This window comes from Rothia sp. HMSC064F07 (genome assembly GCF_001837265.1).
GTDB classification, from domain to species: domain Bacteria; phylum Actinomycetota; class Actinomycetes; order Actinomycetales; family Micrococcaceae; genus Rothia; species Rothia mucilaginosa.
Genome location: NZ_KV831918.1, coordinates 67,230 through 82,127, shown reverse-complemented (window position 1 = coordinate 82,127; position 14,898 = coordinate 67,230). Strand labels below are relative to the sequence as shown.

7 protein-coding genes are annotated in these 14,898 nt (G+C 58.0%); 4 read left to right on the top strand and 3 right to left on the bottom strand.

All coding sequences use genetic code 11. The features are described from left to right. Nucleotides 1–386 precede the first annotated feature (386 nt). From HMPREF2712_RS00320 to HMPREF2712_RS00305, 4 genes are all read left to right on the top strand, one after another. Entirely contained in the window at nt 387–2,087 is a 1,701-nt protein-coding gene (locus HMPREF2712_RS00320; RefSeq protein WP_049354461.1) for an ABC transporter family substrate-binding protein, read from the top strand. A 443-nt stretch (nt 2,088–2,530) separates the two neighbouring features. Continuing rightward, nucleotides 2,531–4,240: an ABC transporter family substrate-binding protein gene (locus HMPREF2712_RS00315; RefSeq protein WP_070818966.1), complete on the top strand. Its 1,710-nt coding sequence runs from the start codon at nt 2,531–2,533 to the stop codon at nt 4,238–4,240. 331 nt (nt 4,241–4,571) lie between these two features. Further along, nucleotides 4,572–6,272, top strand: coding sequence for an ABC transporter family substrate-binding protein (locus tag HMPREF2712_RS00310; protein ID WP_070818965.1), 1,701 nt, complete (start codon nt 4,572–4,574; stop codon nt 6,270–6,272). A 257-nt stretch (nt 6,273–6,529) separates the two neighbouring features. Next, nucleotides 6,530–8,233 (top strand): ABC transporter family substrate-binding protein, encoded by a 1,704-nt coding sequence (locus HMPREF2712_RS00305; protein WP_070615568.1) that lies wholly within the window; start codon nt 6,530–6,532, stop codon nt 8,231–8,233. Between the two features lie 169 nt (nt 8,234–8,402). Here the strand turns inward: HMPREF2712_RS00305 and HMPREF2712_RS00300 are convergent, their stop codons facing one another. The 3 genes from HMPREF2712_RS00300 to HMPREF2712_RS00290 form a co-directional block, all read right to left on the bottom strand. Beyond that, entirely contained in the window at nt 8,403–9,431 is a 1,029-nt protein-coding gene (locus HMPREF2712_RS00300) for a dihydrodipicolinate synthase (RefSeq protein WP_246827913.1), read from the bottom strand. Between the two features lie 193 nt (nt 9,432–9,624). After that, nucleotides 9,625–11,697 (bottom strand): glucose PTS transporter subunit IIA, encoded by a 2,073-nt coding sequence (locus HMPREF2712_RS00295; protein WP_070688268.1) that lies wholly within the window; start codon nt 11,695–11,697, stop codon nt 9,625–9,627. A gap of 527 nt (nt 11,698–12,224) precedes the next feature. Next, on the bottom strand, nt 12,225–14,783 hold the full coding sequence (locus HMPREF2712_RS00290; protein ID WP_070688267.1) for an HAD-IC family P-type ATPase: 2,559 nt from the start codon (nt 14,781–14,783) through the stop codon (nt 12,225–12,227). Between the last annotated feature and the right edge of the window lie 115 nt (nt 14,784–14,898).

Genomic DNA, 14,898 nt, shown 5'->3' with positions numbered 1-14,898 from the left:
GTCGAATGCGTGTGTGCGCGTTCGGCCCGCTTTGCTGTGCCCGTTGGCTATTTCTGGAGGTGGGGGAGGGATGTTGCGCGAAGGGTGGTGGGGTTGTGCCGATGTGGATTTAGACCCGTTGCATTAGGGCTGGGCGTAATAATTGAGAAATATTTATCGTGTTGCGCACCTGTAGTGATTTATGTGGTGTACACTACTAAAAATATTAAATGTGGCTTAGAACATAGCTTTAGGTCACATTATTTTGCATGGCTTGACCTGCCCGCCCATCACCGCAGATAGCAGGCGCTCCTACAGGCGGAAACCCCGCCTCCAGAGCACGCGAGCCACCCACTCTACACTGCAAACACTGCATCAGCGCAGTCCACACCCACAAGGAGCCCATCATGAGCCCCCACCCCATCCCCTCCCTCTCCGGATTCAACCCGATCATGAGCCGCCGCGTACTGTTCGGCGGCGCAACCGCCGTCGCTGCTGCCGGCGTACTGAGCGCTTGTGGCTCCTCGTCCTCCAAGACCGAGCACAAGGCAAGCGAAACCCCGTTCTATGAAATCAACGAGCAGGATGCCTCGAAGCTCAAGCAGGGCGGTACCCTGAACCTGAGCACTTACTCCCTTGGTCCGGACTTCAACCGTTTCTCCCAGAACGGCTCCAGCACCTCCGTCTCCGAAACCATGGGCGTTATCGCCGGTGCCGGCATCTGGCGTAGCACCTTCAAGGGTGAAGACGAGCTCGACCCCAACTACTGCCTCGGCTTCGAAGCTAAGGAAGTAGACGGCAAGATCACCGCAGAGGTTCGCCTGAACCCCAAGGCAGTCTTCAACGACGGCACCCCCATCGACATCGACGCCCTCAAGGCAACCTGGCAGATCCAGCGTGACCCCGACGGTGAATACAAGATTGCCGCGGCAGGTATCTACGAGTACATCGAAAGCGTTGAAGCTATCGATGGCGACCGCTACCACGCACGCGTTGTTTTCAAGACTGCGCACAACCCCGTCAAGGGTCTGCTCTTTGGTGGAATCCTGCACCCGGCGATGCTCGACGTAAACCTCTTCAACGAAGGCTTCGTGGACAACCCCCACCCCGAGCTCGGTTGCGGCCCCTTCACCCTGGCACCCAACGGCTGGAACTCCTCCGAGAAGACCTTCACTGCTGTGCCCAACGACAAGTGGTGGGGCGAGAAGCCCAAGCTGGACCGCATCGTCGTGCGTGAAATGGCAGACGCCGCAGCACGCGCCGCGTACAAGAACGGCGAACTGGACGTCGTCGAGTCACGTACCCTCAGCGCCTACAACGAGATGAAGGACGTTGCGAACTCTGAAATCCGCCGCGGTCGCCGCCTCTTCGCCGGCGGCATGAACCTGAACGCAGAGCACATCACTGATGTTGCTGTCCGTAAGGCAATCTTCCTGGGTATCGACCGTGGTGCTCTGGCAAAGATTCGCTTCCAGGGTCTGCCCTACGAAGAAGAAGTTCCCGGCTCGATGCTTCTGTTGGGTTCCTCCCAGTACTACCGCGACAACTACCCGGCACGTAACCCGGAGGAAGCACGCAAGGTCCTGGAGAAGGCAGGCTACACCAAGTCCGGCGACTTCTACGCGAAGGACGGCAAGACCATCACCCTGAAGCTGACCACCTTCGGTGATGACGCCACCACCAAGGGCCAGGCACAGACCTTCATCCAGAGCATGAAGGAAATTGGCATTAACTTCGAGCTCGATTCGCGTGCACAGTCTGAATTCTCGAAGGTTGTTGGTAACCGCGAGTACGACGTAAGCATTTCGGGCTTTGGCGTAACCTCCGAGCCGACCAGTGCTGCCGAGTACTTCTACCACTCCAAGAACTGGAACGGCGTCGGCACCCCCGAAATCGACGCTATGGTCGACGAGATGGTCACCATCCTCGATGACGCTAAGCGCGCCGAGAAGTGCAACGAAATTGAGAAGAAGCACATGAGCGAGGTTTGCCTCTTCATCCCCTTCCTCAATGGCCCGGACTTCAAGGCATGCCGCCCGAAGCTCGCTAACTACGGTGCGTTCCTCTTCAAGACCACCGACTGGTCTACCGTCGGCTGGATGGCATAAGCCGCAGTTTTAAGCTCCCTGCCCCCTATACGTTTTCGCAGTGTCGTATAGGGGTAGGGAGTTTTTTCTTGTGGAGGGTTCAGCGCGCTTTAGCTGCCCCGACGCTGTGCTTGTAACTTGTAACAACTCTCAAAGCACCGGGTGTGACGCGCTCGCGCGCCAATGCGACATAATATTTCATTTTTTAGTTTTCGCACGCGGCTTCCGCGTGATGATGCGGGTTCAGGTGCTGAACCCGTGATTTTTAGACGGTGTATAGTTCTTCCAGAGTCTGGACTGTGGTCTGCGTCGCTTCTTTTGGGGGTATACTGTGTTTCAACCACAAACAATGTGGGGGCTCTCACAAAGGTGACGGGCGGGAGCTTCGGCGCTCCCGCAAAATCGGCGCACAACACGGTGCGCTTATCAAATAGCACCTGAGCCCTCCGGCATGAGGAGAATACATGACTCATCTACGTATTAATCGCCGTACCCTGCTGACCGGCACCGTTGCCCTGGGTACCGTCGGCCTGCTCGCTGCATGCGGCGGCGGCTCTGACAAGAAGATCAGCGGTAAGGCTGCATCAAGCACCGAGGAAATCGTCAAGAACCTCGAAATCAACAAGCAGGACCGCTCCTCCCTCAAGCAGGGTGGCGAGTTCCGCGGTAGCGTCTCTGCAGTCGGCCCGAACTTCAACATTCTGACCCAGAGCGGCTACACCACCGAGAACCTCACCGCATTCGGTGGCGCCTGCAACATCCCCTCCGCTATCGGCTTCACCTCCCTAAGCCCTGCCGGCGACTACAGCCTCAACGACGACTACGTCAGCGACTACAAGGCTGAGACTGTTGACGGCGTGCAGACCATCACCTTCAAGCTCAACTCTAAGGCTGTCTTCAACGACGGCACCCCCGTTGACATTGAGGCAATCCGCGCCGCGTGGACCGTCTACCGCAACCCCGATGACGGCTACAACGTTATCGCCGCTCCCTTCTGGCAGCAGGTAGCATCCATCGACCCCGTGGATGGCGACAAGACCCGCGTCAAGATCGTCATGTCCAAGCCTCTGTACCCCGCTGAGACCCTCGGCCTGCTCGGTCTGCACCCCGCACTGACCGACAAGGAGCTCTTCAACAACGGCTTCGTGAACAAGCCCATGGATCAGTACTGGTCCGGCCCCTTCAAGATTGGCGAGTGGAACTCTTCGGCTAAGACCCTCACCCTCGTTCCCAACGACAAGTGGTGGGGTGAGAAGCCGCTGCTGGATCGCATCATCTGGCGCGAAATGGGCGACGAAGCAGAGCGCGCAGCGTTCAAGAACGGCGAGCTGGACAGCATCGGCTTCGCTGGCCTGGCAACCTACAACGCTGTCAAGGGTCAGCCCGGTGTTCAGATTCGCTCCGGCCAGAGCGTTGGCGTGATTAACCTGCAGTTCAACCCGACCCGCGTGACCGACACCGCCCTGCGCCGTGCAGTCTTCGCCGCGGTTGACCGCTCCCAGCTGGCTAAGGTCAAGTTCGGCCAGATCAACTGGGAAGAGCCCCTGACCGGCTCCCTGATTGCTATGCCCTTCCAGAAGGGCTACCAGGACGCTATGCCCACCAACCCTGGTCCTGAGGCTGCGGCAAAGATCCTGGAGGCGGCAGGCTATTCCAAGAATGGCGACTACTACGCCAAGGACGGCAAGACTGCGGGCTTCTCCATCACCTACTTCGGTTCGGATGCAACCTCCCTGGCTCAGTTCCAGAACCTCGAGCAGCAGCTCAAGGCAGCGGGCATTAAGCTCGAGCAGGACAACCAGCCGCAGTCCCAGTTCAACTCGGTGATGGGCTCCAAGCAGTACGACTGCGCCTTCTCCGGTTGGGGTATTGGTGCTGACCCCGCAGATAGCGTTCAGTACTTCTACACCAGCGAAATCAACGAGGGTGTGGGTGATCCTGAACTGGATAAGTTCATCGCGTCCATTTACGAGAAGGAATCCCACGATGAGCAGTTGAAGATGGCTGCTGAGGCTGAGAAGCAGCACATGGAGAAGGTCGCTATTTACTTCCCCTACGCTAACGGCCCCAGCTACGCAGCTGTGAAGGAGAAGCTGGCTAACTACGGTCCTTCCCTCTTCGCAACCAGCTACACTGACCCCAAGCGCTGGACCAATGTGGGTTGGCAGAACTAAAGCCACATGCTAGTTTTTGGGGTTCTAGTCGGTAGCTTCTGAATTTTTGGAGGTGCCGGTTCAGGTCTCCGGAAGGGTAAAGTCCCGCGGTATTCCGCCTTAGAGGCGGGGTACTGCGGGACTTTTCTGTGTTTTTGATGGGTGGTTTTGTGGTGGGGTGGTTTCGGGAATTGGCTGAAATATTTTCCTTGAAACGGTGAACTGGGTCATAGTGCGTGGGAAATGTGTGTATACTATTGCCAATGCAAAATGTGCGTGCTGTCACAAAGGTGTGCGGGTTGTGTTCCCCCGCGTACAGCAAAGCAGCATCCCACCTAACTGAGGAAAACTAATGACCACTTTCACCCTCAACCGTCGTACCCTGCTCACCGGCACCGTTGCCCTGGGTACCGTCGGCCTGCTCGCAGCCTGCGGCGGCAACTCCTCCAAGAACGAAACCAGCGCTCTCTCCGCCGGCGACGACCTCTCCAAGGCAGTCTCCTACAACGAGAAGGACCGCTCCGCCCTCAAGGACAGCGGCGAGCTGCGACTGAGTGCAGACGGCATTGGCCCGAACTTCAACATCCTCAACACCAACGGCTACACCGCCGGTAACCTGAACATTCAGGCGGCAATCAACTCCGCCTTCACCGGCGGCTTCTACGCTGACTTCCGCGGCGAGTCGCACATGAACCAGGACTACGTCACCGAATACAAGGCGCAGACCGTTGATGGCGTGCAGACCGTGACCTTCAAGATCAACCCCAAGGCAGCCTTCAACGACGGTACCCCCATCGACGTGAACGCCGTCAAGAGCTACCAGACCATCTACACCGCCGCGGCATCCGGTTCGGACTACCAGATCACCCCCTCGCCCATCTGGGAGCAGGTCGCAAGCGTCGAGGCAGTGGACGGCGATACCCGCCACGTGAAGGTCACGATGTCCAAGCCCTGGTACCCCATCGAAGGCAGCTTCACCTCCTTCCTGCACCCGGCATTCGTCGAGCCCAAGTTCTTCAACGACGGCCTGAACGACAAGCCCCTCGACCAGTACTGGGCAGGCCCCTTCAAGGTCGGCGAGTGGAACTCCTCCTCCAAGGTGCTCACCGTCGTCCGCAACGAGAAGTGGTGGGGCACCAAGCCCGCTCTTGAGCGCATCACCTGGCGTGAAATGAGCTCCCAGGCAGAGCAGGCAGCTTACAAGAATGGCGAAATCGACTACGTGGACGCCAGCACCCTCAGCTCCTATAACGAGCTCTCCGGCGTGGCAAACACCGACATCCGCAAGGGTAGCGCTCTCAGCGTGGGCAACTACGAAATCAACCCCGAAAAGGTGCCCCTGCCCGTCCGCCGCGCATTCGTTGCAGCCCTCAACCGTGAGCAGCTGCAGAAGCTGCGCTACGAGAAGCTCGGCTGGAAGGAAACCCTGCCCGGCTCCATGTGCATGCTGCCCATGCAGGAAGGCTACCAGGACAACTACCCGACCAAGCTCGGCAAGGACGTCGCTACCAAGATCCTTGAGGACGCAGGCTACACCAAGAACGGCGACTACTACGCCAAGGACGGCGCTAAGGTCTCCTACCCGGTCATCACCTTCGGTAGCGACCCGGTTGTCAGCTCCACCGCACAGTTCCTCGTCCAGCAGATGAAGGAAATCGGCGTTGAACTGACCATCGAGAACCACGGTGCCTCCGAAATGTCGAGCATCATCTCCTCGAAGAACTTCGCGATTAAGACTGGCGGTTACGGCATCACCACCTCCCCGGTGGATGCAGCGAACTACTTCTACATCTCCGAGACCAACAACGGTCACGGTAAGGATCTGGACTCGCTGGCAGCAACCATGATGTCCACCGAGGACCCGAAGGAACAGCTCAAGATCATGAACGAGCTGGAGAAGCGCCACCTGGACGAGGTCGCCATCTACGTGCCCACCCACAACGGCCCGAACTTCAAGGCGTGCCGTAAGGGCCTGGCAAACTACGGCCCCATGCTCTTCGGTCTGCCCTACTACAACCCGAACGTATGGATCAACGTCGGTTGGGAGAAGTAAAAATCTAAGCGTTGAGCACCGCTCACACACTCCATAAGGGGTAAAAGCGCTACAGCGGCGTGTTACAGAAGGATTAAAACCTTCTGGAGCACGCCGCTTTCCCGTTCCTCAGAGATTTGCACGGATATACTTAAAACAAATGCGGGCATTCTGCCCGCGACCCCGGCAGAGACTGTCCTCCCGCCGGGTTGGAGTGTTAGTTGCGCACCGTTCGCGCGCCGCCTCCACAACACTGCGAATACTCTAGGAGAAATTCCATGAAGAGCATGTCTGTCTCTCGCCGTACCCTCCTGACCGGCACCGTTGCCCTCGGCACCGTTGGTCTACTGGCTGCCTGCGGCAGCTCGAAGGAAAAGGTTGGCGGTAGCGCCGCTAACAACGCTGAAGATATTCTGAAGAACCTTCAGGTCAACAAGCAGGACCGTTCCTCCCTCAAGCAGGGCGGTACCCTGACTCTCGCGGCTACCGCCCTGGGCCCGAACTTCAACCTGCAGACCCAGAGCGGCTACACCTCCAGCAACCTGGACGCACTGGCACCCTGCAACATTCCCGCCGTGATGGGCTTCTACACCATGAGCCCCGAAGGCGAAGGCACCCTCAACCCCGAGTTCTGCACCGAGCACAAGACCGAGACCGTCAATGGCGTGCAGACCGCGACCTTCAAGATCAACCCCAAGGCTGCTTTCAACGACGGCACCCCCATGGACGTGAACGCTGTTCGCGCCATGTGGAAGGTCTACCGCGCAACCACCGACAACCCCTACCACATCACCGACAACACCATGTGGCAGCAGGTTGAGAGCATCGAGGCTGTGGACGGTGATAACTTCCACGTCAAGGTCACCATGAAGGCTCCGTACTACCCCTCCGAGGGTCTGTGTGCCTTCGCAATCCACCCCGCACTGGAAGACGTCAACCTCTTCAACGAAGGCTTCGTTGACAAGCCCCTCGACCAGTACTGGGCTGGCCCCTTCAAGGTTGGCGAGTGGAACTCCTCCCAGAAGGTGCTCACCCTGGTCAAGAACGACAAGTGGTGGGGCGAGAAGCCGATCCTGGACCGCATCATCTGGCGTCAGATGGACTCCGAAGCAATCCGTGCAAGCTTCAAGAACGGCGAACTGGACGCCTTCACCTTCGTGGGTGCAACCAGCTACAACGCTGTGAAGGGCCAGGCTGGCACCGAGATTCGCCAGAGCCAGAACACCAACGTCAACATCATTCAGCTGAACCCCAAGCGCATCGAGGATCTGGCACTGCGCCGCGCAATCCTTGCTTCTGTGGACCGCGAGCAGATCGCTAAGGCATACTTCTCGCAGCTCGGCTGGACCGAGCCGCTGCCCGGCTCCATCATCGCAATGCCGTTCCAGAAGGGTTACCAGAACAACTACGCTGGTGACACCGGTGCACAGGCAGCTGGCAAGATTCTGGAGGCCGCAGGCTACTCCAAGTCCGGCGACTACTACGCTAAGAACGGCAAGGTTGCTGGCTTCGCTCTGACCTCTTTCGGTTCCGAGGCGGTCTACCAGGCGGTCTACCAGATTCTGGAGCAGCAGCTGAAGTCCGCAGGTATCCGCCTGAGCGCTGACAACCAGCCGCAGTCGAACTCCAACTCCGTGCTCGGCCAGAAGAGCTACGAAGCAATCTTCACCGGTTGGGGCGTTCTGCCCGACCTGGCTTCCTCGGCACCCTACTTCTTCACCACCGAGGTGTTCGGAGTCGGCGACCCCGAAGTTGATAAGCTCATCGAGAAGCTGCAGAACACCGAGAAGGAAGACGAGCGCATCAAGATCGCTAACGAGGCGGAGAAGCTCTACTACGAGAAGGTCGCAGTGTACCTGCCCTACGCAAACGGCCCGATGTACGCCGCTGTCAAGGCTAAGGTTGCGAACTACGGTCCGTCCCTGTTCAAGCAGAGCTACACCAGCGCTGACTACTGGGTCAACGTTGGCTGGCAGGAGTAGTACCGCTTGCGGTAACGCTCTAGCCGTCCTGTAGGACAACAGAATCCCGGGTACTCTCACGAGAGAGTGCCCGGGATTTTTCTGTCCCGCTTGTTCTGCGTCCTTTAGCTGGATACATTAGCGGGATATGTAATTACAAAAACTAGGGAAGCGCCACTCTAACCGGCTGCTACCACTCGCCCAGGTACAGGGCGCGCTCCTGCAGGTACCTCAACATCTTCGGGTTCTGCCGCAGATAGAAGATACGGTAAATGCCGCCTCCAGCGACGATGAAAGCCAGCGGGAAACCCAAAATCACGAGCACACGGCTCATATTGGCGGACAGGTCAAAAGGATCACCGCTGGTTGCCACCAGCACAATCCAGAGAGAATAGCCCACGCAGGCGAGCAGAGTGCCCCACATGCCGCGCACGAGCCAACTCACCAGCGCCACCGCAATAACCCACGCCAGCGCCAACGTGAACTGGTGCCGCTCCGCCTGAGCCCAAGGGAGCGCCCCCACGTAAATAATTGCGGGGATGCCCAGGTACCCGGGGATATTCAGCGAGGCAAGAATGTTCACACAAAAATAGCCCAAGAAAATAGCGCTCAACGACGAAGATAGGAACAGGTGCAGGGGAATCACGCCGTCGCCGCTATAGACGGCGGTCGGGCCAGCGTACACGGTTTCAAACATGAGGGTCAGCGGAGTCATCATGTACTCAATCCAGACCACCAGAGCGAAGGCACCGAAAATGCCGAGAGCCTGCATCAGAGCAATCAGCCGTGAACGGGCATCGTGAGGAATGGTGAAGCTCTGACCCTTCGCCTTGACGCCGCAGACATGAACGACAGCCACCATTGCCGCGATGCACAGCACCCAGCGCACGAGGACCCCCGGTAGCTCAGGAAGACCTCCATAAGCCCCCGTAGCGGGGTCACCCCAGGCTCCGGGGAGCAGTGTAATAGCGTGAGTACCCTCGGGGAGGCTGGTGGAGGAAGCAAGCCGGTGCGGCTCGTAGATAACCCACCACAGAAGGCAGGCTGGAATCAGCGCGGAGAGCTTACGCAACAGAACCGGAAACGGCGCGGACTCATAGACGAGCGCCTCAAGATTGAGCCGGCGCATCAGCCGCCGAACAGGAGAAAGAGCGCGTAGCTCTTTTTGCTGCTCTTCCCACGCTCCGGTATCCCATGTCCTAGTATCAGAAGACATCATCGTACTCCCTATCACTTGAGAACTTCCTTGTTGAGCGTATTCTTACATTAGCAGAAATACCCCAGGGTAGTGCCTAAACCCCAGCAAACCCTGCCCAGCAAACCCGGCTCAAAGAATCAGCACATCAGGAAACAGGGCATAAGGAAAGGGGCCCCACCACAATGGTGGGGCCCCTTAGAGCCTATAAAGCGAACTACTTAGTGGTCACCTTCAGGACAGTGCTCAGGTTCTGGTGAGCAACGCCCGGCAGACCCTTCACCTCAGCGAACTTGCGGGTGTTGGTCACGATAACCGGGGTAATCAGCGGGTAACCCGCCTCCTTGATAACCTCAGGATCGAACTCAATCAGAGCGTCGCCAGCAGCAACAACATCGCCCTTAGCAACCTTCACGCTGAAGCCCTTACCGTCCAGGTTCACGGTATCCAGACCAACGTGAATCAGCAGCTCAATGCCGTTCTCCAGCTTCAGACCCACAGCGTGGCCCGAGGGGTAGGTTGCAGCAACCTTACCGGCTGCGGGAGCAACGACAGTGGTACCGGTCGGCTCAATCGCCACACCCTCGCCCAGCTTGCCTGCAGCGAAAATCGGGTCCGGAACATCAGACAGAGCAACAGCAGTACCCTCAATCGGAGCGTGCAGCTCAATGACCTCACCAGCGGAAGCAGCGGGTGCAGCAGCAGCGGTCGCAGTAGCGGCAGCAGCCGGAGCAGCCTTAGCGGCAACAGCCTCAGCCTTAGGAGCGGCCTCAGCATCCTCAGCCTTACGCTCCGCAGCGTGCCTTACAGCGTCAGCCTTCGACTCGTAACCGAACAGCAGAACACCGGTCATAGCGCCGAAGAACGCAATAGCCAGACCAATCACGTACAGGTACGAGGGCTGCATAGCCGGAATCGACAGCAGCGAAGTGAACGCGAACGCGTAGGACTTAACGCCCAGGAAGGAAATGGTAGCGCCACCAATAACAGCGGGAACCAGAATAATCGGGATCACGCGCTTGTAACGCAGCACAACACCGTACAGGGACGGCTCGGAAATACCACCGAGCAGACCGGACATCGACGCACCAACAGCGGTCTGGCGCAGCTCGCGGTCGTGCTTAGCCTTAATAGCCACACCGGTCACAACACCGAACACAGCGAAGTTGTAAGCACCCATCGGGGACTGAATGAAGTCAGTACCCATGGTCTGCAGGTTGTTAATCATGACAGCGTTCAGCGGCCAGTGCAGACCCAGCGGAACCATGAACAGGTACAGGCCAGCAATCAGAGCACCAACCAGAGCCGGAGCCTGGTCGTTAACCATCTTCAGGAAGTCAGAGATGCCCATAGCAACACCGATACCGATGGGGCCAACCAGGAACGCGGTCACCGGAACCAGAACGATGACCGAAATCATCGGCACGAACACCATCTGCAGCATCGAAGGAATAACCTTCTTCAGGAAGCGCTCAAACGGAGCCAGCAGAGCAACAGCCAGCAGCGGGGGGAAGACCTGACCGGTGTAGCTGAATGCGTACAGCGGCAGATCCATACCGAAGAACGGAACGTTCAGAATCTTGGTGGCGGGGTCAGCCAGAGCGGTCAGATCGGTGAAGGTACCGGTCATCAGTGCAGCGGGGATAGCCGCACCAACCCACATGTTCGCGCCCAGACGCTTAGCAGCGGTAGCACCCAGCATGATAGGCATGAAGTTCAGAACCGACAGCGAAGCAGCCTTCAGGATGTACCAGAAAGCAAACTGCTGCATCCACTGGGTGTTCAGCGCCTTAGCAGCCTCGGGGTCAGCCACACGAGCACCGTTAATGATGTCAATGTTCACGCTCTGACCGGTCAAGTCAGTGTACTGGCCGAAGAAGCCCAGCTGCTGCAGGAACACAATCAGGGTCAGAATCATCGAGGTACCCAGAAGTGCCCACAGCAGAGGACGGAAGGAGTCAGACAGAACGTCGAAGACGTTGGTAAGCCAGCCAGACTTCTTGCCCTCAGCCTCAACCTTGGTGTCACCCTCAGCGTGGCCGGACATAGAAGGCAGAGCGTTGATCTCGTTGTACACAGCCTCAACGCGATCGCCCAGAACAACCTGAGTCTGGCCGGACTGCTCAATCACAGAGAGAACGCCGGGCAGGCTCTCAATCTTCTTGTTCTGCACTGCATCGTTAGACACAGGAGTGACACGAAGGCGGGTTGCACAGTGAGTAATGTGCGCGATGTTCTCGGGGCCACCCAGGCCGTCAAGAATCTTCTCGCCAAGTTCGCGGTTATTCACGATACTTCCTTAGATATGCGGTCAATGTCTATGCGGTTGTTGCCGGAGGCTGTGCCTACCTGACGTTGCGGTGGCCGAAAAAGCCCCGGAAAACACGGCCAGAAAACACAAAAGACCCGAGTCTCTCGACCACCGGAAGCACTACACTCGTGCCCACTATGGAGCTTCGGTACAGCAAATAGAGGGGATTCTCGGCAGATATATGCTGCCGTCCCATACGGTGTTGAGTAACTCAGGTCTTGCCTGCCAAACCAGTAACAACCCTGAAGAAGGTTTCCCTTCTCAAATAGTTCCCTGTAACTCTAAGGGTTTTCCCAGGTTAAGAGCAAGGTGAGAGGCAAAAGCTATCAGAAGCTGTTAAATGTTTCACCCAAGTGATAGCTGAGACACACCCTCGGTGCTGCTAGTAGGAGTACTCCGGCTGATTCCGGAACACTACGGAGGGGATGCTTGCGAAGACACGAAAGGGCCCCGCATCCACAGGATACGGGGCCCACACGCTACCGAAGCAGCTACCTTCCGACTAACTACTTAGCCGGGAAGAAATTCAGCGGAGCAACCTCCAGCTCAGGGTAATTACGCTTCTGCCAACGGCGATTACGATGCGCATTCACCTCAATCAGCGCGGCACCCAGAGCACCGGCGCCCAGAGCCGTCCACAGCAGATGCGGAAGCACAGTAACGAACTGGTGGTACTCCACCAGAATCGGCACGAACAACGCCGCGAAGAACACCGCCAGCAACGCACCAAACAGCAGAACACGAGCACGGTTGAACGGACGAGCCACCGCAGCCAAGTTCCACAGACCCATCATCACCAGGGTGATGAACGAAGCCGTCTGAATCTGACGGATATCCTCAACACCCATGCCACGAGCCGTGAATGTCACCGCCAACAGCATCGCAACCACAATAATCGAGTTCGGAACCGTGTAATTCAGCACGCGGCGCAAGAAGCCCGGCACGTAACGGCGCGAATTCGGCAACAGAGTCAACGCGAAGGACGACGCACCCACAATCAAGAAGTCCGCAGTCGAGTACTGACGCGGCAAGAACGGGAAAGTCAAACCGAAGAGGCTGAACAGAACGCCCAGAAGAATCGCGAAACCAGTCTTCGTCAAGAACAGGTTCGCCACCATCTCAATGTTCGTAATGACCTGACGGCCCTGCTCCAGCGCAGCCGGCAGAGACGAGAACTTACCGTCCAGCAGAACCAGGCGAGAAACAGCCTTCGTCGCAGGAGCCGCGTTACCCATCGCAATACCCAAGCTTGCATGCTTAAGCGCCAGAGCGTCGTTAATGCCGTCACCGGTCATCGCCACCACATGGCCGCGCTCCTTCAGGGCAATCACCATGTTCTTCTTCTGCTCGGGCGATACACGACCGAAAATATTGTGAGTAACCGCAGCCTCCGCAAGCTCCGGACCGTCCTCAGGCAGAGTCGACGCATCAACCGCGCCCGCAGACGTATCCATGCCCGCAGTCTTCGCAGCCGCAGCCACAGTGAACGGATTATCACCCGAGAAGACCTTCAGAGTCACACCCTGACGGTGGAAATACTCCACAATTTCAGGCGCGTCCGCTCGCACATTCTCACGGAAAATCACGAACAGAACCGGGGCAGCATCCGACGGGATCTTCTGGATCGGCTCATCCTTCTCGTTGCGAACCACCGCAGAAGCATGCGCCAAAACCATCGTGCGCAGACCCAGCGCCGCCAGTTCGGCGGCACGCTCACGCTCAGCGGTGCCCTTGGCGAGAAGCGCCTCCGGAGCGCCCAGAAGCCACGCACCCGAATCCTTAAACTCAATCGCGCTAAAACGCAGAGCCGAGGAGAACGGCACAATACCGCTCACCGACGCCGAAGAAGCATCCGGGAAGCCACCGGTCAGAGCCGCAGCGGTCGGGTTCGCGTTCTCATCGTGACCAAACCATGCCAGCGCCTCATTCCAGCCGGCAGGCAGAGAAGCACGCCAAGAAGTGTGCTCCGCCGAGTCAGCATCCGGGCCCTCAGCCTCAGCAACGGTGTCCAGCGGGCGCACCGAATCAAAAATCACGCCACCCTCAGTCAGGGTGCCGGTCTTATCGAAGCAGACCACATCCACACGAGCCAGAACCTCAACCGCAGGCTGCTCCTGCACCAGGATGTTGTGCTTACGGCCCAGCGCCACAGCCGCCGCCGCAAACGCCAGAGTAGTCATCAGCGCCAGACCCTGCGGAATCATCGAAGCAACCGAGGACACCACAGCAATAGAAACCTGCTCCCACAGGTGGTTCTGCTGCACGGTCTCCAGGCCACCAGCCGCCTGAATCTGACCCCACGACACCACAGGAATAATGACCGCAAGGCCCACCGTAATCCAGCGGACCACACGGTTCAACGCATCACGCAGCTCAGACTGAATACGCGAGAACTGGCGCGCCTCATCAGAAATCTTGCTTGCACGAGAATTCGCGCCCACGTGAGAGAGCAGGACGCGGCCGGTACCACCCAGCACACTCGACGCCGACAGCACCATATCGCCGGGGCGCTTAGCAATCGGGTCGTTCTCACCGGTCAGCAGGGACTCGTCCAGCTCCAAAGAATCGGAGGTGAGTACAACAGCATCCGCCGGAACCTGATCGCCGCGCTTGAGGATGACAACGTCACCCTCAACCAGCTGCTCCATCGGAACTTCAACGCTCTTGCCGTCACGCACGGCAGTAGCGGGGGAGCGGTCCAGCAGGGAGATGCGGTCCAGCTCAAGCTTCGCCTTGTACTCCTGCACAAAACCAATCACCACGTTAGCGATAACAGCCGCCAGGAAGAGCAGATCAGCCCAACGCTGGTACATGATCACTACGGCACCACAGGCACCCAACACAAAGTTGAAGACCGTGAACAGGTGCGCACGCATAATGCTCCACAGCGTGCGAGAAGACTTATTGTTCTGGGTATTGACCCTACCCTCAGCAGTCAGGCGAGCAACATCATCGCTGCTCAAACCGTGCTGGGCAATATCGAAAGATCCGCTATGCGGTGTTTCAGAATATTCGGGAATGTAGCCGGCAACGGCAGGCGCTGCCGTTTTCTGCTGAGGATCCATGCGGGGGTCTCTTTCTCGAATGGATGGAATGCTGAACTGAATAGAGTTCAGTATTGCGGACACTACCTTTCAGTGTATCCGTGCAGAAGGGGATAAAGATAATCTCCGCCCTGTA

Coding starts and splice junctions, on each gene's coding strand:
- HMPREF2712_RS00320 (WP_049354461.1), top strand. CDS start 387: ATGAGCCCCCACCCCATCCCCTCCCTCTCCGGATTCAACCCGATCATG.
- HMPREF2712_RS00315 (WP_070818966.1), top strand. CDS start 2,531: ATGACTCATCTACGTATTAATCGCCGTACCCTGCTGACCGGCACCGTT.
- HMPREF2712_RS00310 (WP_070818965.1), top strand. CDS start 4,572: ATGACCACTTTCACCCTCAACCGTCGTACCCTGCTCACCGGCACCGTT.
- HMPREF2712_RS00305 (WP_070615568.1), top strand. CDS start 6,530: ATGAAGAGCATGTCTGTCTCTCGCCGTACCCTCCTGACCGGCACCGTT.
- HMPREF2712_RS00300 (WP_246827913.1), bottom strand. CDS start 9,431: ATGATGTCTTCTGATACTAGGACATGGGATACCGGAGCGTGGGAAGAG.
- HMPREF2712_RS00290 (WP_070688267.1), bottom strand. CDS start 14,783: ATGGATCCTCAGCAGAAAACGGCAGCGCCTGCCGTTGCCGGCTACATT.